The sequence below is a fragment of the Pseudomonas sp. CGJS7 genome, from assembly GCF_036961695.1.
Map to the genome: position 1 here is coordinate 19,768 of NZ_JBAMDI010000102.1, position 21,368 is coordinate 41,135.

General features: G+C 67.3%; 24 protein-coding genes. 19 read left to right on the plus strand and 5 right to left on the minus strand.

The annotated features are described in order from the left end of the window. The first annotated feature begins 401 nt into the window (after positions 1-401). From V7787_RS39070 to V7787_RS39085, 4 genes are all read left to right on the plus strand, one after another. Positions 402-2,615 (plus strand): TonB-dependent siderophore receptor, encoded by a 2,214-nt coding sequence (locus tag V7787_RS39070; RefSeq protein WP_336092956.1) that lies wholly within the window; start codon positions 402-404, stop codon positions 2,613-2,615. Positions 2,616-2,698: 83 nt separating this feature from the next. Next, complete coding sequence (locus V7787_RS39075; RefSeq protein WP_336092957.1) at positions 2,699-2,983, plus strand: hypothetical protein; 285 nt, start codon at positions 2,699-2,701, stop codon at positions 2,981-2,983. Further along, the gene (locus tag V7787_RS39080) at positions 2,980-3,282 is read left to right on the plus strand and encodes a hypothetical protein (protein WP_336092958.1); all 303 of its coding nucleotides are present in this window, start codon (positions 2,980-2,982) and stop codon (positions 3,280-3,282) included. Before V7787_RS39075 ends, V7787_RS39080 begins: the two co-directional genes overlap by 4 nt. A 10-nt stretch (positions 3,283-3,292) precedes the next feature. Continuing rightward, positions 3,293-4,876: a PepSY-associated TM helix domain-containing protein gene (locus V7787_RS39085; protein WP_336092959.1), complete on the plus strand. Its 1,584-nt coding sequence runs from the start codon at positions 3,293-3,295 to the stop codon at positions 4,874-4,876. Positions 4,877-4,901: 25 nt separating this feature from the next. Here V7787_RS39085 and V7787_RS39090 read toward each other — a convergent pair whose 3' ends face one another. Both V7787_RS39090 and V7787_RS39095 read right to left on the minus strand, forming a co-directional pair. Beyond that, a complete protein-coding gene (locus V7787_RS39090) occupies positions 4,902-5,705 on the minus strand; it encodes a thioesterase family protein (protein WP_336092960.1) in 804 nt (267 codons plus the stop codon). Between the two features lie 112 nt (positions 5,706-5,817). Beyond that, entirely contained in the window at positions 5,818-6,282 is a 465-nt protein-coding gene (locus V7787_RS39095) for a nuclear transport factor 2 family protein (protein ID WP_336092962.1), read from the minus strand. 138 nt (positions 6,283-6,420) lie between these two features. On the opposite strand from V7787_RS39095, the gene V7787_RS39100 reads away from it, so the two are divergent. The 9 genes from V7787_RS39100 (at position 6,421) to V7787_RS39140 (ending at position 12,958) form a co-directional block, all read left to right on the plus strand. Continuing rightward, the gene (locus tag V7787_RS39100) at positions 6,421-6,882 is read left to right on the plus strand and encodes a nuclear transport factor 2 family protein (RefSeq protein ID WP_336092963.1); all 462 of its coding nucleotides are present in this window, start codon (positions 6,421-6,423) and stop codon (positions 6,880-6,882) included. Positions 6,883-6,921: 39 nt separating this feature from the next. After that, positions 6,922-7,431 (plus strand): YcxB family protein, encoded by a 510-nt coding sequence (locus V7787_RS39105; RefSeq protein ID WP_336092964.1) that lies wholly within the window; start codon positions 6,922-6,924, stop codon positions 7,429-7,431. Positions 7,432-7,447: 16 nt separating this feature from the next. After that, positions 7,448-7,813 (plus strand): hypothetical protein, encoded by a 366-nt coding sequence (locus tag V7787_RS39110; protein WP_336092965.1) that lies wholly within the window; start codon positions 7,448-7,450, stop codon positions 7,811-7,813. Positions 7,814-7,903: 90 nt separating this feature from the next. Continuing rightward, entirely contained in the window at positions 7,904-8,302 is a 399-nt protein-coding gene (locus V7787_RS39115) for a hypothetical protein (RefSeq protein ID WP_336092966.1), read from the plus strand. A 48-nt stretch (positions 8,303-8,350) separates the two neighbouring features. Continuing rightward, positions 8,351-9,019, plus strand: coding sequence for an SIMPL domain-containing protein (locus tag V7787_RS39120; protein ID WP_336092967.1), 669 nt, complete (start codon positions 8,351-8,353; stop codon positions 9,017-9,019). Positions 9,020-9,630: 611 nt separating this feature from the next. Further along, positions 9,631-10,407, plus strand: coding sequence for a DNA/RNA non-specific endonuclease (locus tag V7787_RS39125; protein ID WP_336092969.1), 777 nt, complete (start codon positions 9,631-9,633; stop codon positions 10,405-10,407). Between the two features lie 320 nt (positions 10,408-10,727). Next, positions 10,728-11,159, plus strand: a complete 432-nt coding sequence (locus V7787_RS39130; RefSeq protein ID WP_336092971.1) for a hypothetical protein — start codon at positions 10,728-10,730, stop codon at positions 11,157-11,159. Between the two features lie 87 nt (positions 11,160-11,246). Then, the gene (locus V7787_RS39135; protein WP_336092973.1) at positions 11,247-12,143 is read left to right on the plus strand and encodes a sterol desaturase family protein; all 897 of its coding nucleotides are present in this window, start codon (positions 11,247-11,249) and stop codon (positions 12,141-12,143) included. A 140-nt stretch (positions 12,144-12,283) separates the two neighbouring features. Then, positions 12,284-12,958, plus strand: coding sequence for a HEAT repeat domain-containing protein (locus V7787_RS39140; protein WP_336092974.1), 675 nt, complete (start codon positions 12,284-12,286; stop codon positions 12,956-12,958). A 140-nt stretch (positions 12,959-13,098) separates the two neighbouring features. Here V7787_RS39140 and V7787_RS39145 read toward each other — a convergent pair whose 3' ends face one another. Then, positions 13,099-14,238, minus strand: coding sequence for an alpha/beta fold hydrolase (locus V7787_RS39145; protein WP_336092977.1), 1,140 nt, complete (start codon positions 14,236-14,238; stop codon positions 13,099-13,101). A gap of 180 nt (positions 14,239-14,418) precedes the next feature. Between V7787_RS39145 and V7787_RS39150 the strand changes: the two genes are divergently transcribed. Continuing rightward, positions 14,419-15,138 carry a GNAT family N-acetyltransferase gene (locus tag V7787_RS39150; protein WP_336092978.1) on the plus strand — a complete coding sequence of 240 codons (720 nt, stop codon included), beginning with the start codon at positions 14,419-14,421 and terminating at the stop codon, positions 15,136-15,138. A gap of 71 nt (positions 15,139-15,209) precedes the next feature. Then, entirely contained in the window at positions 15,210-15,602 is a 393-nt protein-coding gene (locus V7787_RS39155) for a type II toxin-antitoxin system PemK/MazF family toxin (protein WP_336092979.1), read from the plus strand. A 168-nt stretch (positions 15,603-15,770) separates the two neighbouring features. Here V7787_RS39155 and fabV read toward each other — a convergent pair whose 3' ends face one another. Continuing rightward, positions 15,771-16,976: an enoyl-ACP reductase FabV gene (gene fabV / locus V7787_RS39160; RefSeq protein WP_336092980.1), complete on the minus strand. Its 1,206-nt coding sequence runs from the start codon at positions 16,974-16,976 to the stop codon at positions 15,771-15,773. Between the two features lie 220 nt (positions 16,977-17,196). On the opposite strand from fabV, the gene V7787_RS39165 reads away from it, so the two are divergent. After that, positions 17,197-18,114 carry a PhzF family isomerase gene (locus tag V7787_RS39165; protein WP_336092981.1) on the plus strand — a complete coding sequence of 306 codons (918 nt, stop codon included), beginning with the start codon at positions 17,197-17,199 and terminating at the stop codon, positions 18,112-18,114. A gap of 13 nt (positions 18,115-18,127) precedes the next feature. Here the strand turns inward: V7787_RS39165 and V7787_RS39170 are convergent, their stop codons facing one another. Next, on the minus strand, positions 18,128-19,000 hold the full coding sequence (locus V7787_RS39170; protein WP_336092982.1) for an AraC family transcriptional regulator: 873 nt from the start codon (positions 18,998-19,000) through the stop codon (positions 18,128-18,130). Between the two features lie 48 nt (positions 19,001-19,048). Here V7787_RS39170 and V7787_RS39175 point away from each other — a divergent pair, with 48 nt between their 5' ends. The 3 genes from V7787_RS39175 to V7787_RS39185 form a co-directional block, all read left to right on the plus strand. Beyond that, positions 19,049-19,174 (plus strand): hypothetical protein, encoded by a 126-nt coding sequence (locus V7787_RS39175; protein WP_336092984.1) that lies wholly within the window; start codon positions 19,049-19,051, stop codon positions 19,172-19,174. 191 nt (positions 19,175-19,365) lie between these two features. Next, positions 19,366-20,583 carry a lytic murein transglycosylase B gene (gene mltB / locus V7787_RS39180; protein ID WP_336092986.1) on the plus strand — a complete coding sequence of 406 codons (1,218 nt, stop codon included), beginning with the start codon at positions 19,366-19,368 and terminating at the stop codon, positions 20,581-20,583. Beyond that, positions 20,580-21,368 (plus strand): septal ring lytic transglycosylase RlpA family protein (locus V7787_RS39185; protein WP_336092987.1); only part of this gene is annotated, 789 nt, incomplete at its 3' end. The genes mltB and V7787_RS39185, both read left to right, overlap by 4 nt.

The window sequence follows — 21,368 nt, forward strand, 5'->3', positions numbered from 1 at the left end:
CGCGACTCGGCCGGCGTTGCCCGGGCAGCGCGGTGGGGGATCGTGGAGGCGATCCGGCGGCGAGAATAGACACGCCCGAAGCGGTGCTTGATTGCGCGGCGTCACGGTTCTCCGGACCGGTCGCAAGGCGTTTTTCGGCGTGCGCAAACTTGGATCGCGCGCACGGCTTGGCCGCCCGGAACGGCGGCGTATTGCCGCCGCGAAGCAACTAGGCGTGGCACGGTTAGCAGGTTTGACCGTGGCCGTGGCGCTTGCCACGAGGCTTCGCCATGCCATCCCGGGCAGGCGCGGTTTCGAACCGGCGGCACGGTCGGTATTGCGATCCGTTCGCATTTGCTAAGATGCGCGGATCAGCCGCTGCGCACGCAGTCAGCCAGACCTCTTTAGCCGAGGCCGACTCCGTGTCCGCAGCCCGTTGCTTCCGCGCGCCCGCGCGTTCCTTGCTGTCCCTTTCTCTGGCCCTGGCGTTGCCGTTGACGGCCGCGGCGCAAACCGCGCCGGACGGCGCCGCCGACGCGCAGACGCTAGATACCGTTCGCGTCAACGCTTATCGGGTCACCTCGCATGCGCAGGGCGCGACCAAGACCGACACGCCGGTGGCCGAAACGCCGCAATCCATCGCGGTGATCGCGCGCGAAGAACTCGACGCGCGCGGCGTGCAGAACCTCAACGATGCGATGCGTTACGTCGCCGGCGTATCGCTGGAAAGCAGCGGCATCGACAACCGCGTCGACGATTTCCGCATCCGCGGCTACGACGCCGGCAGCTGGAGCAACAACGTCACCCTCGACGGCATGCGCGCGCCGCAGGGCAGCCAGTGGAACCGCACCATGTTCGACAGCTGGAACCTGGAGCGGGTGGAAGTGCTCAAGGGCCCGTCGGCGGTGATGTACGGCCAGGTGGCTCCGGGCGGCATGGTCAATCAGGTCAGCAAGACGCCGCAGCCGGGTCATCGGCCGATCCTGCAGCTCAGCCTGGACGGTCACGGCCAATACAGCGCCGCGTTCGACGTCGGCGTCGCCAATGCCGACGACAGCCACCTGGGCCGTCTGGTCGGCTTGTACCGCGACGGCGACACCCAGATCGACCACACCGAACAAAAGCACTGGTTCCTCGCGCCCAGCTACACCTGGCAGTTGGGCGAGCGCACGCGCCTGACCTTGCTCGGCATGTATCAGAAGGACCGCGGCGGCTCGACCTATCAGTTCCTGCCGATGGACGGCACGCTGGTGGCCACCCGCTACGGCCGGATGAAGAACACCACCTTCATCGGCGAACCGAGCTGGAACACCTACAACCGCGACCTGTGGACCGCGGGTTGGTTGTTCGAACACGCCTTCAACGACAACTGGACGTTGAGCCAGAGCGCGCGTCGCACCCACGTGGAATCGCTGTTCCGCAGCGTCATCACCAGCGGCGGCCTCAACCCCGACGGCCGCACCCAGAACCGCCGCGCCACCTGGGGCGAAGGCGATTCCGACGGCGACACCATCGACACCCGGATTCAAGGCAAATTCCGCACCGGCGCGCTGGCGCACACGCTGCTGTTCGGCGTGGACTGGCAGAAGGCCGACTGGAACGGCGCCCGCGCCGCGATGAACAACCCCGCGCCGATCGACATCTTCCGCCCGGTCTACACCGGCTACGTGCCGGTGACCCGCAGCCTGAGCCTGTCGCGCGGCGTCAACGAGCAATTCGGCGCCTACCTGCAAGACCAGATCGCGGTCGGCAACTGGCGTTTCCTGCTCGGCGGCCGTTACGACCGCACCGACGACGACACCTCCACATCCACGCTCACCGTCGCCACCGGCCAGACCACGCCGTGGCTGCGCACGCGCCTGAAGAACGAGGCCTTCACCGGCCGCGCCGGCGTGCTGTACGCCGCGCCCAACGGCTGGTCGCCGTACTTGAGCTATGCCGAATCGTTCCAGCCGCCGACCACCGACATCAACCAGAGCTTCACCCGCACGCCGTTCGATCCGATCACCGGCAAGCAGTGGGAAGGCGGGGTGAAGTACCAGCCGTCGAGCTTCGACGGTTTGATCACCTTGTCGGGCTACGACCTGCGCCAGCAGAACATCCTGATCGACGATCCCGATCCGACCCACGTCACCTGCGGCACCAGCGGCGCGGTGCGTTGCCAGGTGCAGAGCGGCGAAGGCCGCGTGCGCGGCCTGGAACTGGAAGCGCGGGTCACGCCGCTGGAAGGCTTCAGCGTGATCGGCGCGGTGTCGCGGATGGATTCCGAACTCACCCGCGGCCTGCCCGATGTGCAGGGCAAGCAGTTGGCGCAGGTGCCGGAATGGACCGCGACCGGCTGGGTCGACTACACCTTCCACGACGGCCCGCTGCAGGGCTTGGGCCTGGCCGCCGGCGTGCGCTACAACGGCGAGAGCTACGGCGACAGCGCCAATCTTTACCGCATCCCCTCGTACACGGTGTTCGACGCGGCGATCCGCTACCGCATCGACAGCGGCAACGGCCCGAGCACTCAGTTCGCGCTCAATATCGGCAATCTGAGCGACAAGAACTACGTGTCCACTTGCGGCGGCGTGTCCTCTTGCTTCTACGGCAGCGGCCGCACGGTGCTGGCGAGCGTTCGGTTCGGTTGGTGACGCGCGATGCCGGCGGCGGGCTGTAAATCGACCTCATCGCCCGCCGCGGCTGCCGCGTGCTCGCAAGTCCGGGAGCGCGCGGCGTGAACCCGTGGTTGCTGATTCCCGCGCTGCTGCTCGCCGTCGCTTCGGGGGTGTTGTTCTATCTGGCCTCGCCGCAACAGCAATGGCGCGCCGCGGGGGCGTGGCCGTCGCGGCGCGGCGCGTGGCCGGGGCTGGTGTGCGCGTTGGCGTCGCTGGCGCTGATGTGGTCGGCGATGGGGCCCACCGAAGCGGTGGCGGTGTGGCTGACGGTGTTGATGCTGATCACGACGCTGGCGCCGTTCGTCGGCGCCTGGCGCGCGCGCCGTCGAGGGATTAAGCCGTGAACGATAAAGCGCCGCGGCTGCAGAGCAGCCATTGGTTCGGCAAGACCTCGGCCGGTCTGATCCTCGGCTTCGGTCTGGCGCTGGCGTTGTCGGGTCTGTTCGCCTGGCTGAGCCCGGGCGGGATCGACGGCGGTGGCGGCAAGGCGCAGTTCAACATGTGGTTGATCTCGCCGATCTGGTGCGTGGTGTTGTCGTTCGTGTTCTTGTTCCGCAGCAGCGCGCGCGCCTGGCTGTGGCTGGGCGCGGCCAATGCGCTGGCGTTCGCGGCGTTGTGGCTGCTGCGTTCGGCGGCGGGTTGAGGGACGCACGATGAAACTGCGCAACGACATCATCAAGGTCTACAAGGACGTGCACATCTGGGTCGGCATTCTGGCCGGCCTGATGTTGTTCATCGCCTTCTACGGCGGCGCCATCACCATGTTCGAAAAGCCGCTGGAGCGCTGGGCCACGCCGCCCTCGCAGCTGGCGGCGCCGGTGGCGCTGGAGCGCGCGCCGGAGCTGGTCGCCGCGGTGCTGGCCGCGCATCCGGAAGCGGCCAAGAACTATCTGGTGCTGGTGGAAACCGCGCCGGACATGCCGGCGCGGGTGATCTGGCGCGTGCGCGGCCAAACCCGCCGCGATGTCACCGAGTTCGGCGCCAGCTTCGGGCCCGACGGCCGCCTGCAGGTGGAGAAGATCCGCAAGACCCCGGTGGCGCAATGGATCGACGATCTGCACCAGAACGTGGGTCTGCCGTTTCCGCATGAGATCTCGCGCTTCTTCATGGGCGCGGTGGCGTTGTTGTACGCAGTGGCCCTGGTCTCGGGCCTGATCATCCTGCTGCCGACGCTGGTGAAGGACATCTTCGCCCTGCGCATCGGCAAGAACATCAAGCGCATGTGGTTGGATGCGCACAACGCGCTGGGCCTGGTCAGTCTGCCGTTCCACATCGTCATGGCCCTGACCAGCGTGGTGTTCGCCTTCCACGATGAGTTTTACGACGTCCAGGACAAAGTCGTTTACCCCCGCGGCATTCAATGGGGCGAAGAAGAACGCGCGCCGCCGCCGCCGACCGGCGCGCAGCCCTTGCCCGCGGCGGAGTTGTTGCGGCGGGTCAATGAGCAGTTGCCCGGTTTTCAGGTCTACGGCTTCAGCTACGAACAAGGCGAGGACCGGGTCGAAGGCCACGTCACCGGTCTGGACACCCGCCACGGCACGCGTGCGCGGACTTATTCGTCCACCCATCTGGACGTCTACACCGGCGAGGTGGACACGCACGATCTGCCCGGGCACATGGATGCCTGGAACGGCTCGGTCAACGCGTTCTTCATGCTTCACTTCGGCAGCTTCGGCGGCAACACCGTGCGCTGGATGTATCTGCTGATGGGGCTGGCCGGGGCGATGCTGTTCTATACCGGCAACTTGTTGTGGATCGAATCGCGGCGCAAGAAGGACCGCGGCAACGGCCCGGTCAAGCAGACGCGCTCGGCGCGCGCGCTGGGCCATCTGACCGTCGGCGTGTCGCTGGGCTGCGTGGCGGGCATTTCCGCGACGCTGGCGGCGACCAAGTGGTTGCCGATGCGGGTCGAGAATCTGGCCGCGTGGCATCAAGGCATTTACTACGCGGTGTTCGTCGCAGCGGTGGGCTGGGCGTTCGCACGCGGTGCGGCGCGCGGTGCGGTCGAGTTGCTGTGGGCGTGCGCGGCGTTGACCTTGCTGATCCCGCTATCGAGCCTGGCCGGCCATTGGGGCCTGGGCGGCGCCTGGAATCACGCCGGTTACGGCGTGGCGGTGGATCTGGCCGCGTTGGCCGCGGTGCCGGCGTTCCTGCTGATCGCCCGCTATACCCGTCGGCGCATGCACAACGGCCACAGCGACAGCGTGTGGGCGGGCGCCGCGCCGGCGACTGCGTAAGCGAGCGTCGATCGCCGCATCGCGCTCAAGTGCGACGCGGCCGGACGGTGAGGCATTGCGACACCGCGCCGATCGGGCCGTCGGCATCGTGAATGATGCTGTGGGTCAGGCCGATGCCGTTTGCGCCGAAACTGGCGGTGGTGTCGAAGCCGAGCCAATCGCCGCGCGGCGCGGCGAACAGATGCGCGGTGAGGTCGAGATTGGGGAAGGCGACCTGCTCGGTGGTCGCGCGTGGGGTCATGCCGTTGGCGGTGTCGAGCAGGCCCACCGCGCGCGCGGTGGCGCTGACGCGTTCGCCTTCGATCAAGGCCACGTCGGTGCGCAGCCAGAACGAGGCGCGGCCCGGTTCGATCTGCTGGCGGCGCACTTGCACGCTGCGGATGAATCCGCCCGGCCACAACGTGGTTGGATCCCACTCAGGCATTTCCTCCGGCTTGGCGATGCGCGCGAACGGCGTGCCGGCGACCGCGGCGGTGTCGTATTCCTGCATCAGCCACGCGCGCAGCACCACCGCCGCGCGTCCCGAGTGGCTCAAGCGCGCTTCCACCAGTTCGATGGTGCGGCCGGCGCGCAGCACGGTCACTTCGATGTCGACCGCATCGATCGGCAACACGCCCAGGATGTCGTAGGACAAACGCGCCAGCGGCAGCCGGTCGTCGCGCCGCGCGTCGCGGTCGGCCTCGACCGCGTGCGCGAGCAGGCCCAGGGCCGGCGCTACATGCTGTTCGGCGGGATTCCAGCCGCCGCCGACATGTTCGGTGGCGCGGAACCGCAGCGTATCGAGCCGCTGAAAATACGCCGCCTGCGGCGCAACGCCCTGCGAATTCATCTGCCAGCTTCTCCCGATTCCATGCCTTGCCGGGGAGCGGCGAGGGCGATGGGGTATATCACAACAAAACCGCGCGGCCGTCGCATGGCCGATCGTGCCGGTTCGCGCGCGGTCAGCGCGCCGCTTCGTCCTTCTTGCGCGCGGCGTAGACCTTGTTGGCGATCTTCCACTCGCCGTCGACCTGCAGCAGCACGAAGTAATCGGTGAACACCGTCGCGCCATGGTCGAGCGTCGCCTTGGCCATGGCCGCGCTGCCCGACACGTCGATCGAATCGACCGTGCGCACGCGGGTGGATTCATCGGCCGCCGGCTTGCCGGAGAAGCGCGAGGCATATTCCTCCAGCGTCCACGAGGTGAATTTCCCCTCGCGCATGCCTTCGATATGCGCGCTGGGCAGGAACGCCTTGCGCAGCACCGCCGGATCGCCGCTGGCGTGGCCCTGGAAGTACTGGCCGATGGTCGCGCGGATCGCCGTGGCCGCGGCGGCGTCCTGTTGCGCCGGCGGCGTGGCCGCGTGCGCGGCGCCCAGGGTCATCAGGGCGGCGGCGAGCAAAGCGGAGCGAAGAGCTGACTTCACGGGCGTTCTCCTGTGGGGGTGGCGGCAACATAACCCACCGGCGGGGCGGTGTCGCTGACGCCGCGGCCGGCCAGGCGCGGCGGATCAGGCGGCATAATGACGACTCGCTCAGATGCCGGACCGGCCAAAGGATTGCCCATGAAGTTCGCGATCGTCTTCGCCCTGCTTGCCGTCGCCAGCGGCGGCGCGAACGGCGCCGAACCGGCGTCGAAGCTCAAGGACACCGTCCTGGCCCAGGACCAGGCGGTGTTCGACGCCTTCAACCGCTGCGATGCGGCCGAGTTCCGCAAGTACTTCGATCCCGGCGTCGAGTTCTATCAGGACAACGACGATGTATCGGTCGGCGTGGATGAACTGGTCAAATCCTTCGACGGCCGCTGCGTCGGCGGCAAGTCGAATTTGCGCCGGGAGTTGGATGCCGCCGCCGCCGAGGTCCATCCGATTCAGGGCTTCGGCGCGGTCCAACTGGGTTCGCATGCGTTCTGGATCGTCGCCGACGGCAAGCCGCGCGAGTTGGCTGCGCGGCCGCGGTTCGTGCATTTGTGGAAGCGGCAGGGCGAGCGGTGGGTGATTACCCGGGTCATCAGCTACGGGCACTAACAGGGCGATTGAACCGCCTGTCTTTCTTGAGAAGCTCTCATGGACAAGTTCGAAACAGTTACCTTCCCTTCGGCGTTCTCTTATTGGGATCGTGTTCGCGCGGCCATGTATTTGATGCTCGAACGAAAATCCGGTTACGTCTTTGTAGCGTTCTGGCCATTGCTGGGTATCGGACTGGCGGCGATGACGGTCTTCAAGACCGGCCGATTCGAAGCCTGGACCTTGTTTCCGCTCTTGGTCTGCCTGCTGTTCGTGCCGGTGATGGTGCTGCTGGGTGCGGCCACAACGCATTACATGAACAAGCAAGCCAGAGAGCCGTTTACCTACACCTTCGATGCCGATGGAATTCGGGCGGTAGGCGTCACCTATGAGTACGCGCACAAGTGGCCGGCCATCTTCCAGGTGAAGCGGCGCTCGGGGTTTCTGATGTTCTTCTTTGCGCCTGCCTGTGCGCACTGCATTCCCCTGCGCACCATTCCAGACCCCGATTTGCAGGCGTCGCTGATCGCCATGGCGGCGGCCAACGGTGCCGATACGCGCAAGGCATAGCGAAGGAATCGGTGAAATGCTCGGTCGCGATAGCGACCTGCGGTTGAAACGGATAAGGGAAGGATTTCCTATGAAGCGTTACCGCACGCCACAAGAAAAGAAGCTGCTCAGCCTGAGCCGCGACTGCCGCAACCTCGTCGCGGAAAGCCAACGCGGCGCGCGCGACGCCATCGCTCAGCGCAAGCGCTGGGTCAATCAGTCTTATCGCAAAGCGGTTCATCAGCGTCTGTCCGCGCTCAAGGGCGGCGATCCGGCCGATCCGGAGACGGTGGAATCCGAGGTCGCGGGAACGCGGCGGCACGGTTGGCGCAAATCGCGCGATGTGCCGCTCGGCCTGGCGTTGCTGGTTCGGCGCTCGCGCCTGGGCGCCGACAGCGACTGATCGGCCTCGTTGCCGCGTGCTCGCCGATGGGCGAAACTGCGGCGAACGGGCTGGGTCTGCAGCCCATTATCGATCAGGTACCCGGACCTCATGGACAGAGCGGCCGTTGTTCTCCCGTTACTGCTGCTGGCGGCTTTCGCCAGTCGCGCCGAGCCTCCGCCGGAGGCGGCGTTGTGGAACGCCGGACGCAGTGCTGCTGCGGTGTCGACCCGCGTGGACGGGCGCGCGTCGGTCACCACGTTCGTGCGGCAGGCGGATGGCTCGTTTCTCAAGATCGATCTGAGCCAAGTCGAGCAACGCAACCTGGGCAAGCTCGGCCTTGGCGGAGCCGAATACGAGCGCGTGGAAACCCAGCCGCTGCAATGGCTGGAGCGTCGCGATGGCCTACTGCAACTGCGGATTCAAACCCGGGCCTGGCGACAGGGCCGACGCTATACCGTCGAGGAGCCCGTGATTTTCCAGGCCGACGGCAAGGTGCTTTGGCGTTAGCCCTCGACCGCCGATTTCCCCTTCACGCTTCGCTTCGAGCCCTCATTCATGCGTCAGCTGCCTGACCGTATCGAAACCCAAGTCGCTCAAGAGGCCTGGATCAAACCCACCGGCGTCACCCTGGCTTTGCGCGTGGCCGGCAGTGCGACCGTCGGCACCGCCGCGGCGGTGCGCAAAAGCAAGGAACTGCTGGCGATCCAGGAGCTGATGCGCGGCTTGGAGGTCGGCGAGGACAAGATCCGGATCGAATCGGTCGCGCTCGCGGCGGGCGAGCGCTGGTTGTCGGGTTCGTCGGTCGAGATCGATCTGGAAATCCGCGATGTGCCGCTGCCGGTGGCGTCGCAGGCGCTGGCGGGCTTGTCCGCGCTCAAGGGCGTGGCGCTCAAGGACATTAGCTACGAGTACGGCGATCTGACCCCGCATCGCGACGAATTGCTGCGTGGTGCGGTAACCGAGTCGATGCGCCAGGCGCGATTGATCGCCGATACCGCCGGCTTGAGCCTGCGCGCGATCCATTCGATGTCGCACCGGTGGGTCGAACCGAACGGCGAGGGCTTGTCGCAGAACTACGAAATGGCGCGCGGTGGGCGCCCGATGTTGGCGTCGGCCTCGGCCGAAGACGTGAGGGGTTATCAGTTGATGGAGCACCACGAAGGGCGGTTGGGCATCCTTATGCGCATGGAAGTGCGGGTGGGGGAGTTCGGCGAGAAGGGCTGATCGCGGTTTGCCGCTGACCTTCGCTCGCCGGTCGCGGCGTGCGAAATCGCACGCGCATCGCTCCAATTGCTAGCCGACCCTTCAAGCACGTCATTCCTGCGAAGGCGGGAATCCAGTGACTTCAGCGTCATCCTTTCAGCCCGTCATTCCCGCGAACGCGGGAATTCAGAGACTTCAGCGTCATCTCTCCAGGCCGTCATTCCCGCGTAGGCGGGAATCCAGAGCCTTCAGCGTCACCCCTCCAGGACGTCATTCCCGCGAACGCGGGAATCCAGAGACTTCAAACGTTCTCGCACGAAAGGCACTGGATGTTCGGCTCCGCCGAAGTAAAGCGGAGCCCGCTTTCGCGGGAATGACGGACTGGAGAGATGACGCTGAAGTCTCTGAATGTTGGACTTCGCTAAAGTGAGGCGAAGCCGCCTTCGCGGCAACGACGTCCTGAGCGGTGACGACTAAGACCCGCCGATCTCACCCACCTCCCGCCTCCCATCTCGGCACGAGGCATGCCCAGTCGCACTTTATTGCTGTTTCCATAGCGCAATAAATACGTCACACACATGCCCTAAGCGCACGCCACCCTGCAGACCCTGTCTATTCGGTCTGGAGGCGTCATGCTGCGCAATCTGTTGACGATGGTGTCGGTGCTGGGGCTGTGCGGCATCGCCGGCTCGGCGTGGGCCGCGACCTGCACCACCACCCACAACGAGGCCTACCTCGGCGGCAAGAAGCCGGCGCTCGACAACGCCGAGCTCACCCAGGGCGCCCTCTCGATCTGTTATCAGGACTACAACCTGTACGCCTCCAAGGCGACCGGCGGCAATCTGTGGTCGGCGCAACACCTGACCAAGGCCAAGGTGGAAGGCGCCGAAGCGATCAGCCGGATCGATTCGAATTTCTTCAGCGAGCCCGGGCTGGCCACCACCCACGCCAGCTACACCAACAGCGGCTACGACCGCGGCCACATGATGCCGGCCGGTGATGCCTCGACCACGCCGGCGCAGAAGCAGACCTTCTCGGTCGCCAACATCGTGCCGCAGACCGGCAAGCTGAATCGCGGCATCTGGGCGCGGATCGAGAACACCGTGCGCATCCTGGCCAAGAGCTACGACGAAGCCTATGTGGTGACCGGCCCGGATTTCGAGAACATGGACACCACCATCGCCAGCGGCAAGGTGGTGGTGCCCACCCAGACCTGGAAGGCGGTGTACGTGCCCGATGCCGGCGTCGCCGGCGCGTACTGGTGCGAGAACACGCTGACCCCGGTGTGCAAGGTGATTTCGATCGCCGAGCTCAAGCGCACGGCGTTCGTCGATGCGTTCCCGGGGCTGGCCTCTTCGCTGCGCAATCAGACCTCGGCCGATTGGAGTGAGGTGTTGGTGTTGCCGTAAACGGGCATGCGCTTGATCGCAGCCGCCGCCGAAGCGGGCGGCGGCCCGCGATAGTGAGGACTGCGCGGCGGCGCAAAATTCTGCGGGTTGCTAGCGAAGCCGCGCAGGCGCACTCTGGGCCGGTCCGGTCCTTTGGGGCCGGGCGTTGATCGGGCGCAGGATCCGGGTCGCGGCTTCGATACCGGCCGATCCACGCCTTCGGAGCTGATGTCGAAAGCCTGATCGCGCTCCTGGGTGGAGCGGCTTGTGCGGCAGGCGCGCGGCCGACGAATCTGCGGGCGGCCGATTCAGCTGAGTCCTCGCGGCGAATGGAGCGCACAGTGGATAAGGATCTGTCGACACCCGAAAAAGCCTTGCACGCGCTGGCAGACGCGTATCGCGACAAGGACATGGACCTGGCCGCGACCTATCGGGATTTCCCGCTCGAAGCCCGGCTGGTGCTGCAATACCTGGACAAGCGCGCGGGCGCGCCGACGGCGCAAGCCATCGCCGAGTTGGCCGCCACCTTGCAGGCGAAGTGGCGAGAGGCCGGCCCACCGGATCTGGCCAGCGTGACCACCCAGGTCGTTTCCAGCGAGCATTACGCGGAGTGCTTCTACGTGGTCACCGAACAACTGCGCGCCGCCGATGGCCGGGTTTCGTCGCAGCGATTGTTCATGGCCCAAAGCGGCGGCCCGTGGGTGGTGCTGTGTCCGGCCTTGATCTACGAAACCCAGCGCCAGGAAAAGAAACCGTGGTGGGCGGTGTGGTGAAACGCCGGGCAACGCCCACGCGGTGATACCCTGGGTGCAAAAACGCTTTCCGTCCGGCCCCGTCGCGCCGCACAAGGAAGAGTCCGCATGCCGCTTCGTCCGCAGGCCGAACGTTTCGTCGAGCGCTGGGCGCATCCGCTGATTCTGGCCGGCGCGCTGGCGCTTTGGTGGCTGCTGGGTCGCGGCGAGTTGGCGTTCTGGACCAGCATGGCGGCGGTGCTGCTGCTGTTGCAGGTGCTGGAACGCTGGGTGCCGGCGATGCCCGACTGGCGGATCGGCGCGGCGGCCACCGCACGCTTGATCGGCGTGTATCTGATCGGCCTGTGGGTGTCCGGGCTGATCGTCGATGGTTACCGCGAACTGCTGCCGCCGGCCTTGCACGTCGTTCGCGATCGGATCGGCGCGGCGTTGTGGCCGCAATCGTGGCCGTGGTTGGCGCAGGCCTTGCTGTTGTTCTTCGCCGCGGACTTGATCTATTACTGGATTCACCGCGCCATCCACCGCTCGGCGTGGCTGTGGCGGATCACCGGGCACGGCTTCCACCACGGTTTCCACAACCTGCAATCGCTCAATGTCGGCTCCAACCATCCCTTCGAACTGGTGTTCGTGGCACTGCCGTTGGCGCTGCTGGCCGGGCTGACCGACGCGCCGGCCGAAGCGGTGCGCATGGCCGGCGTGCTGTTGCTGACCAACACCACCCTGGCCCACGCCAATCTGCGCATGGACACGCCGGTGCTGCGGTTCTTCCTCACCGACAGCGGCGCCCACCGCCGCCACCATTCGGCGGTGTTCGAGGACAGCAACACCAATTACGCCTGCAACGCCATCGTTTGGGACCGGCTGTTCGGCACCTACAGCCGCGGACCGGTCGCGCAGACCGGCATCGGCCCGCGCCAGCCGCCGATCTGGCGGCTGTACCTGCTGCCGTTCCGCGAGCCGCCGGACGTGGACACGGTGGCCACCCGCTCGAATGCGCCGGAGTGAGACGCAGGTACGCCGATGGAGATCGGACGTGTTTGAACGCCGGGCGGCGCTGACGTATGTTCGGCGGCGCGCATGGGCGTGGCGGCGTCTGCGGCCGCTTCGACAAGACGGACGTTCCATCTGAGTCAGGACGCACGGATATGCACGACTTGAACTCCGAGACCAGCCTGAGCTTTCAGACCCACCGTTTCCGCGATTGGGCCGCGGCCGACGCCAAGCCGCAGGAAGGCCAGTGGGAGTGCGATTACGACGCGTGGCCGGCCTGGCATCGCGCGGTGTTGGTTTGCGTCGCCGATCACGTCTCCAGGCCGTGGTCGTTCGATGACATCGAACAGGTGCTGTACGCGATCGCCCGCGACAACGACACCCAATACCTGGCCCGCGAAATCCGCATGCGCCAGCCGGAGACCTTGCTGTTTCTGACCCGCGCCGCGTTGGCCCACGGCGAGGCGCAGGCGCGTTGGCAGTTGGCGGTGGAGCTGGAAATGGTGGCCGGCGAGGCGTCGGAACATCTGCTGCTGGCCTTGGCCACCGACGAAGACGAATACGTGCGCCGCCGCGCGATCCGCTCGCTGACCGCGATCGGTTCGGCCGCGGCCGAAGAACTGGCCTGGGCCGCGTGGTATCGCCCGGGCGAGCATCAGGAATGGGCGCGGATGTCGGCGCTGGAATGCCTGCGGCAGCTGAAGTCCGAGCGTTTGCGCCCGCTGCTGGCGGAGGCCTTGCGCGATACCCGGCCGTTCCTGCGTCAGCAGGCCGAGCGCATGCGCGATGAAGAACTCAAGTGGGCCAAGGCCTCGCTCGGCGGCGGGTGAAACGCCGGGTCTTCGGGCCAGCCGGAGCCGACGCGGCTCACGCAGCGCCGCGCCAACGCAACCACTAGCCGAATAGCGATGCGGGAACGCTCGCGCGGCCCCGCATCGCTCGATGGTTCACCGAGTTCGCGCGGCCGCCGTTACGGAGCCGCGTCGCCGGCCTTCTCCGCGATCGGACGCGCCTGCTGCACCAGCGCGAGCAGGAACTTGCCCGGCTCCTCGGTCATCGGCATGTGCGCGGAGTGTTCGAACCACACCAGCGACTTCTGCGGCGCGCGCACCTGGGCGAACCATTCGGCGCCGACGTCGGAGTTGACGTTGGTGTCGTGCCGGCCGAGCAACAGGATCAGCGGGCAGTCCAGGGTCTTGATCGTGCTCAGGTCCTGGCTCATCAGCTGCGGCAGCAGGATCGGGGTGGCGAAGTCGTTGCCTTTCCAGATCGCGCGCGCTTCATCGTCGCTGTAATCGGGCGAGAGTTTGGCCAAGCCGCTGTCGGCTCGATTGTTCTGGCGATAGGCCATGGTGCCGCCGTAATGCTGCAGCCATTTGCGCTGGGCGTAGATCTGCTCGATGGTCGGCGGATGGCCCGGCGCGGCGTACGGCGCCAGCGCCTTCAGTTCGCGCACCGCCTGGGCGTTGCCGTCGCGCTCGGCCAGGGCCAGGGTCGAGCGCCAGCCGCGGCGTTCGCTTTCGAGCATGTCGGCGGCCTGGCCGACGCCGATGTAGGCATGCAGCCACTGCGGATGCTTGCGCGCCACTTCCAGGCCCAGGTAGCTGCCGTAGGAATGACCGAGCAGGAAGATCTTGTCCTTGCCCAGATCCTTGCGCAGCCACGTCACCATTTCTTCGACGTCGGCGATCATCCGCTCCGGCGTCAGCGTCGCGGCGATGTCCTTTTCCGGGGTCAGCAAATGGGTCTTGCCGGCCGCGCGCTGGTCCCATTGCACCACGGTGAAGAACTCTTCCCAGCCGCGCGCGGACCACCAGCTCATCGGCATCGCCACATAGCCGGGACCGCCGTGCACGACCAGCAACACCGGGTTGCGCGGGTCGGTGCCGCGGATGTTGATCCATTGTTCGATCCCGCCGATGCGGACCTTCTGGCTGCGGTCGATGCCGCCGGGTACGACGATCTTGCGCGCGTCGGCGACGACGGCGACCGCTTCGGCGCGGCTGGCGGGCTTGGCCGGCTGGACCGCCGCGGGCGTCTCGGCGCGGGCGCCGGGCAGCGCGGTCAGTGCGGCGGTGGCGAGGATCAGGCTGCAAACGAGGGCTTTCACGCGGGCTCCGGGCGGTTGGGCGGTTCGGTCGGGTACCAGAGATACGGGCAAGGCGGAATCGGTTTACAGCCGATTCCAGGCCTGCGCGGCCTGCGCCCCGCCCGGACCGCCCGGACCGCCCGTGGTGCGGCGGGACCGGGGCCGGTAAGGTTTGCGGCCTGGCCCATCCTCGCCGATCCGATGCTGATCCGTCCCTACCGACCCGACGACGCGTTGGCGCTGCTGCAGGTGTTCCGCGCGGCGGTGCGCACCACCGCCGCGGGCGATTACAGCGCCGAGCAGATCGACGCCTGGGCCCCGGCCGAGATCGATGCGCAGCAGCGCGAGCGCTGGATCGAACGCATGCGCGCGATCGGCCCGTTCGTGGCCGAGGTGGAGGGCGCCATCGCCGGTTATGCCGACGTCCAGGCCGACGGCTACATCGATCATTTCTTCGTGGCGCCGGCTTACGGCGGGCGCGGGGTCGGTGCGGCGTTGATGGCGCATTTGATCGCGACGGCGCGGGCGCGCGGCTTGCAGCGCCTGGAGTCGGATGTCAGCCGCACCGCGCAAGCGTTCTTCGCCCGTTTCGGGTTCGAAGTGATGGCGCAGCAGCGTCCGGTCGTGCGCGGGGTGGAAGTGCCGAACGCGCGGATGCGTGCGGTGTTGGCGCTGCTGGCGGGTGAGTTGCGCTGCCCCTGCTGCGGCTGCAAAACCCTGGGCGAGCGAGGCGGATACGAAATCTGCGCGGTGTGTAGCTGGGAGGACGACGGGCAGGACGATGCCGATGCCGATGAAGTGCGTGGCGGCCCCAATGGCGATCTCAGCCTGACTCAGGCCCGCGGCAACTATCGCGACTTCGGCGCTTGCTGTCAGCGCTTGCTCGCGCACGCGCGACCGCCGCGCGCGGATGAGTTGTAGCAAGATGCGGTTCGCATTCGGCGCGGCGGAATCGGTACGCGCGCAATTTTTAGTTCGAACGAGTCTTCACGATGGATAGAGAACCCGAGGCCCTGACGACCGTGTCCGCCGGCAGCGTCCAGCAAGGCGATCTGTTCTGGTTGCCGCCCGATCCAAGCCGCGGCTCGGTACCCGGCGTGCCGCATCCGCACGTGGTGGTGCAGGACGATCTGTTCAATCGCTCGCGTATCTCGACGGTGGTGGTGTGCGCGCTGAGTTCCAATCCCGCGCGCGCCAGCGAGCCGGGCAATGTGCTGCTGGAACTGGGCGAGGGCGGGCTGGGCAAGCGCAGCGTGGTGGTGGTCTCGCAGGTGTCGTGCGTGTACAAGGCGCGGCTGGGCGAGCGGATCGGCGCGTTGTCGCCGGAGCGGGTGGCGCAGATTTTGGCGGGGATGCGGTTTTTGCAGGCTTCGTTTTTTCGCTGAGGGTGGCGTTTGGGGCTCGCGGGCCGGTGAGAGCGAAAATCAAAATGGGTTCCGGCTTTCGCCGGAATGACGGTGGGGGGAGTGGCGCGGCCATGGTGTTGCGGGCGGCGCTGAAAGAGAACGGGCCCGGTGCGTTCGCGCCGGGCCCGTTCGTCGATGCGGCGCGGTTTACATTTCGATGCAGTCGAAGCGCACGTCCGGATTGACGTCGGCTTCGTAATCCACGTCGTCGCGTTCGAAGCCGAACAGCTTGAGGAATTCGTGCTTGTAGCCGGCGTAGTCGCTGATCTCGAACAGGTTCTCGGTGGTGACCTGCGGCCACAGCGCCGTGCACTGCGCCTGCACGTCTTCGCGCAGTTCCCAGTCGTCCAGACGCAGACGCTGCTCATCGTCGGTGGCCGCGGGCTGGCCGTCCTGGCGATACATGCGCTCGCCGTACATGCGGTTGAGCTGTTCGATCGGGCCTTCGTGCAGGCCCTTTTCCTTCATCACCTTGAACACCAGGGCGATGTACAGCGGCAGCACCGGAATCGCCGAGCTGGCCTGGGTCACCACCGACTTGAGCACCGCCACGTTGGCGCTGCCGCCGTGCTTGGCCAGACGCGCGTTGAGTCGGTGCGCGGTCTGGTCCAGATCGACCTTGGCCTTGCCGAGCGCGCCGTGCCAATAGATCGGCCAGGTGATTTCGGTGCCGATGTAGCTGAAGGCGACCGTGCGCGCGCCGGGCGCGAGCGCGTCGGCGCGTTCCAGCGCGTCGATCCACAGTTCCCAGTCCTGGCCGCCCATCACCGTGACGGTGTCGGCGATCTCCTGCTCGGTGGCCGGCTCGATGGTGGCCTGGATCACCGTGTCCTTGTTGGTGTCGATGGCGCTGGAGGTGTACGGCGCGCCGATGGTCTTGAGCGCCGAGCGCACGATCTCGCCCGTGCCCGGCAGCTTGCGCACCGGCGAGGCCAGCGAATACACCACCAGATCGACCTGGCCGCCCATTTCGTTCTTGATCAGTTCGATCGCCTGCGCGCGCACTTCATCGGAGAACGCGTCGCCGTTGATCGAGCGGCAGTACAGGCCTTCGGCCTTGGCGAACTTGTCGAACGCGGCGGAGTTGTACCAGCCCGCGGTGCCCGGCTTGCTTTCGCTGCCGGGCTTTTCGAAGAACACGCCGAGCGTGTCGGCGCCGTAACCGAACGCCGCGGCGATGCGCGCGGCCAGCCCGTAACCGCTGGACGCGCCGATCACCAACACCTTCTTGGGGCCGTTGCCGCGCGCGCCGAGGGCGCGGGTGGTCTGGATCTGGTCGCGCACGTTGAGCTCGCAACCCAGCGGGTGCGTGGTGACGCAGATGAAGCCTCGGACCTTGGGCTTGATGATCAACGTGAATTCCTCGTTCTGTGGGGCGTGCGCCGCATCTTAGTGGCTGGGGCGGGTTTGAGAAACGCCGGTTTCGCCGCCAGGGCCGGCATTTTCGCCTGAACGGCGCGCGTGCGCAGGAGTACGGTGGAACGCTCGGTTGCCGCGCGCGGCCTTGTGGCGGCTGGATCGCGCTGGCTAAGCTGCGGGCCCGCTCGATCCATCGCGCCGGCGAGAATCCACGATGAGCCGCAGTTACCGCATCTATCAGGTCGACGCCTTCACCCGCGAGGCCTTCACCGGCAATCCGGCCGGGGTAGTGCTCGACGCCGACGGGCTCAGCGATGCGCAGATGCAGGCGATCGCGCGCGAGTTCAACAACTCCGAAACCGCGTTCGTGCTGTCGCCGCGCGACGACAGCCACGCGCTGTGGCTGCGTTACTTCACCCCGACCACCGAGGTGCCGGTCTGCGGCCACGCCACCGTCGCTGCGCATTACGCGCGCGCGGTCGAGCTGGGCTTGCCGGCCACTTCGCTGCGCCAACTCACCGGCGTGGGCGTGATGCAGATCGATATCGAACCGGACGGCGCCGGCGATTACCGGGTGTGGATGCGGCAAAACCCGCCGCAATTCGGTCCGGCCCTGAGCGATTCGGAATGCGCGGCCTTGGTCGCCGCGTTGGGGATCGATGCCGACGAACTCGGCGATGGGCCGGTGGAGATCGTGTCCACCGGCCACTCCAAAGTGATGGTGCCGCTGCGTCGGCGCGAACGGATGGACCGGCTCGCACCGGATCTGCCGGCCTTGGCTGCGCTGAGCCGCCGCATCGGTTGCAACGGTTTCCACGTGTTCGCCCTGGACGCGCCCGCGCCGGGCGTGCTCGCCCACGGGCGGATGTTCGCGCCGGCCATCGGCATCGCCGAGGATCCGGTCACCGGCAACGCCAATGGTCCGCTCGGCGCGTATCTGGTGCGGCATCGCCTGATCGATCCGGCGCGCTATCGCGACGGCTTGAGCGCGGTGATGGGGCAGGGCGAAGCGATCGGGCGTCCGGGCCGGGTGCGGGTCGAAGTCGCGGTCGAAGGCGCCGATGCGCAGCCGGTGTCGGTGCGGATCGGCGGCGATGCGACGATCGTGTTCGCCGCCACCATCCGGGTGTAGCGCCGCGAACGCGTCAGTGACGCGAGCCGGCGATCTGCGCCGGCGCCACGCCGAGCACCCGGCGCATGCAGCGGGCCATGTGGCTGGCGTGGGAAAAGCCCGCTTCCAAAGCGATTTCGCCCATGTTGCGGCGGCCTTGCAGCAGCAACGCGCGCGCGCGTTCGACCCGCCGTTCCAGCACGTAACGGTGCGCCGGCATGCCCACCGCTTGTTTGAACAAGGGCTTGAAGTGCGACAGGCTGAAACCGGCCACGCCGGCAAGTTCGGCCAGGCTCAGGTCTTGGTCCAGGTGCGCTTCGATGTAGTCGAGCACATGGCGCAAGCGCCACAGCGGCAAAGTGTGGCCGGGCGCGGCGGTGACGCCGGGCTTGCGCGATTGCAGCGCGAGCAAACGCGCGGCCAGCGCGCTGGCCAGGCCGTCGACGAACAAGCGCCCGCCCGGATACGCGTCGCGGTCTTCGGCCTGCATCATCCAGCCGATGCGTTCGATCTGCGGATCGCGGATATGGATCGACGGCGCCAGATCGCCGTCGTCGCGGCTCAGGCCCATCGCCTCGGAGGTTTCGCGCAGCAGCGACGGGCTCAGCCGCAGCAGCAGCGAGAAGGTCGGCTTGGACACGGTCCAGCGGGTGCTGGAACCGGCCGGCACCACGCAGAACTGGCCGTGCAGGCGCACGCCCTGGCGCTCGAACCGGCCGACCCGGTACGACACCGGCACCGGCGCGCCTTCGTGCACGCACAGCACGTGGCGGCGGTCGACCGGCGAATCGAACAGGCCCAGCGGCACCGGCGAGGTGAGCACGTCGAGCAAGGGCGTGCGGTCGGGGCCGACGCTGGCCAGCAGCGCGGGCGAGGGGGCGGGGTAGCACGGGGGGCGGTCGCTCATGGCGCGATCCTCGGATCGGCGCGTGGGCGGTCGACAGTGCCGGAGATCATGACTTTGTTTTTGTTTGATGTTCGCGATGCGGTGGTGCGGGTGGGGATCGTCGTGGTTGCGGATTCGCGGTCGCGGCTCGCGCCGCTCCTGCAGGGGCTTCGGATCGATCTGGGCTGCCTGTAGGAGCGGCGCAAGCCGCGACCGCGAATCCACAGCAACGACGCCACCGCTATTCAGCTTCAAGGCCCGTCGCGACGAGCCCGCAGGCCACCGCCGGCACGCCTTCCACTTCGACAACCCTACATGAATAAAATCGGTTAAGTCCCGCAAACCCAAGGTTTTTTGTCCCGCAATCGCGTGCTACCCTCGCGACGATGACCCGACGCCACACCGCCCGTTGCGCCCTGTTCGGCGCGCTCTCGATCGTGCTGGCCGCCTGCGCTACGCAGGCGCCTACCGCGCCCATCACCCCCGCGCCGCGCCCGGCCCAGCCCGCGCCCGCTCCGACCGCGGTCAAACCCGCCACCCCGGTGGTCGGTACCCCGGCCTTGCCCGATCCGGTGGTGCAGATGCCGATCGAACAGGCCCGCGCCCAGTTCGTGCGCGACACCGCGGCCAAATACGGCGTCGACGCCGCTTACATCGAGTCGGTGCTGGCCAAGGCGCAGATCCGCGACGGCATCGTCGCGGCGATGTCGCGCCCGGCCGAGGCCAAGCCGTGGCGCGATTACCGCCCGATCTTCATCACCCAGGCGCGCATCGACGGCGGCAAGGCGTTCCTGGCCGAGCACCGCGCCCAGCTCGAACGCGTGCAGGCGCAGACCGGCGTGCCGGCCGAGATCATCGTGGCGATCGTCGGGGTGGAAACCAGCTTCGGCAAGAACACCGGCAAGTACAACGTGGTCGACGCGCTGTACACGCTGGCCTTCGCCTACCCGCGCAGCGGCGATCCGGCCAAGCTCGATCGCGAGAACCGCCGCGAGGCGTTCTTCCGCGGCGAGCTCGGCCAGCTGTTCGCGCTGGGCAAGGAAGAAGGCATCGACATTACGACCCTCACCGGCAGCTACGCTGGGGCGATGGGCTGGGGCCAGTTCATGCCGTCGAGCTACCGCGAGTTCGCGGTCGACGGCGACAACGACGGCAAGCGCAATCTGTTCACCGATCTGGACGACGTGTTCTTCTCGGTCGCCAATTACTTCGTCAAGAAGGGCGGCTGGGTGCGCGGCGGTCCGGTGGTGGCGCGGGCCGGGCGCGATGCGCGCGCGGCCGATTTCGTGCCCGACAACATGGACCCGGTGTATTCGCTCAGCGACCTGGCCGCGCGCGGCTACCGTCCGCTGACTCCGGTGGCGCCGAGCGAGACCGCGACGCTGCTGAATCTCGATGGTGTGAACGGTCCCGAATACTGGCTCGGTTTCCGCAATTTCTACGCGATCACCCGCTACAACATCTCCAAGCATTACGGCATGGCGGTGTACCAGTTGGCGGAAGCGATCGCCGGACGGGAGAATCCCTTGGCCACTGCGACTGACTCGCCCAGTTCCGCCGCGTCCGCGCCGGCGGCCGTTGAACCGCAGGCGCCGCAGGCATGAGCGGCGCGGGCCCGAGGCGGCCGCCGATCGCCCACGCGATCGTCCGGCTGGCCGTCGCCGCGTTGCCGCTGGCGCTCGCCGCCTGCGCCAGTTCGCCGAAGAAATCCGCGTCGCAGCCGCATGCGCTGCCCGACCGCGATCGCGTCCACAGCAGCAGCCTGCCCGCGCACGGCGGACGCAAGAAGTCGCCCTACGCCGCCGCCCAGGAAGACCTGAGCAAGCGCGGCAACTACAAGGCCGGCGGCTTGTACGCGCCGGGGGTCAAGGACACCACGCCGGACTACATTCCCGACGTCGATGCCATCCCCGAGCCCGAGGTGGTGGCCGAGGCGCGTTCGCAGTTCGGCAACCGCTCGCCGTATCAGGTGCTGGGCAAGAGCTACAAAGTGCTCGACTCGCACGACGACTACGTCGAGACCGGCACCGCCTCGTACTACGGCCAGAAATTCCACGGCCGCCGCACCTCCAACCTGGAGGTGTACGACATGTACGCCTTCACCGCCGCGCACAAATCCTTGCCGCTGCCGAGCTTCGCCCGGGTCACCAACCTGGACAACGGCAAGGCGGTGACGGTGCGGGTCAACGATCGCGGCCCGTTTCACGACGGCCGGGTGATCGACTTGAGTTACGCCGCCGCGGTCAAGCTGGGCATCACCCAGCGCGGCACCGGCCGGGTCGAGGTGCGCGCGCTGCATCCGGGCGAAGCGCCGCCGCCGGTCTACGCCAGCGCCGCCAACAATCCGCCGCCGGCCGCGGCCAAGCCGGCCGCGCCGAGCGCGATCGAC

Excerpts from the sequence above, each read along its gene's own strand:
- V7787_RS39175 (WP_336092984.1), top strand. The coding sequence starts at position 19,049 with ATGACTTTGTTTTTGTTTGATGTTCGCGATGCGGTGGTGCGGGTGGGG.
- V7787_RS39105 (WP_336092964.1), top strand. The coding sequence starts at position 6,922 with ATGGACAAGTTCGAAACAGTTACCTTCCCTTCGGCGTTCTCTTATTGG.
- V7787_RS39100 (WP_336092963.1), top strand. The coding sequence starts at position 6,421 with ATGAAGTTCGCGATCGTCTTCGCCCTGCTTGCCGTCGCCAGCGGCGGC.
- V7787_RS39085 (WP_336092959.1), top strand. The coding sequence starts at position 3,293 with ATGAAACTGCGCAACGACATCATCAAGGTCTACAAGGACGTGCACATC.
- V7787_RS39165 (WP_336092981.1), top strand. The coding sequence starts at position 17,197 with ATGAGCCGCAGTTACCGCATCTATCAGGTCGACGCCTTCACCCGCGAG.
- V7787_RS39170 (WP_336092982.1), bottom strand. The coding sequence starts at position 19,000 with ATGAGCGACCGCCCCCCGTGCTACCCCGCCCCCTCGCCCGCGCTGCTG.
- mltB (WP_336092986.1), top strand. The coding sequence starts at position 19,366 with ATGACCCGACGCCACACCGCCCGTTGCGCCCTGTTCGGCGCGCTCTCG.
- V7787_RS39150 (WP_336092978.1), top strand. The coding sequence starts at position 14,419 with ATGCTGATCCGTCCCTACCGACCCGACGACGCGTTGGCGCTGCTGCAG.
- V7787_RS39125 (WP_336092969.1), top strand. The coding sequence starts at position 9,631 with ATGCTGCGCAATCTGTTGACGATGGTGTCGGTGCTGGGGCTGTGCGGC.
- V7787_RS39115 (WP_336092966.1), top strand. The coding sequence starts at position 7,904 with ATGGACAGAGCGGCCGTTGTTCTCCCGTTACTGCTGCTGGCGGCTTTC.
- V7787_RS39120 (WP_336092967.1), top strand. The coding sequence starts at position 8,351 with ATGCGTCAGCTGCCTGACCGTATCGAAACCCAAGTCGCTCAAGAGGCC.
- V7787_RS39110 (WP_336092965.1), top strand. The coding sequence starts at position 7,448 with ATGCTCGGTCGCGATAGCGACCTGCGGTTGAAACGGATAAGGGAAGGA.
- V7787_RS39140 (WP_336092974.1), top strand. The coding sequence starts at position 12,284 with ATGCACGACTTGAACTCCGAGACCAGCCTGAGCTTTCAGACCCACCGT.
- V7787_RS39155 (WP_336092979.1), top strand. The coding sequence starts at position 15,210 with ATGGATAGAGAACCCGAGGCCCTGACGACCGTGTCCGCCGGCAGCGTC.
- V7787_RS39135 (WP_336092973.1), top strand. The coding sequence starts at position 11,247 with ATGCCGCTTCGTCCGCAGGCCGAACGTTTCGTCGAGCGCTGGGCGCAT.
- V7787_RS39090 (WP_336092960.1), bottom strand. The coding sequence starts at position 5,705 with ATGAATTCGCAGGGCGTTGCGCCGCAGGCGGCGTATTTTCAGCGGCTC.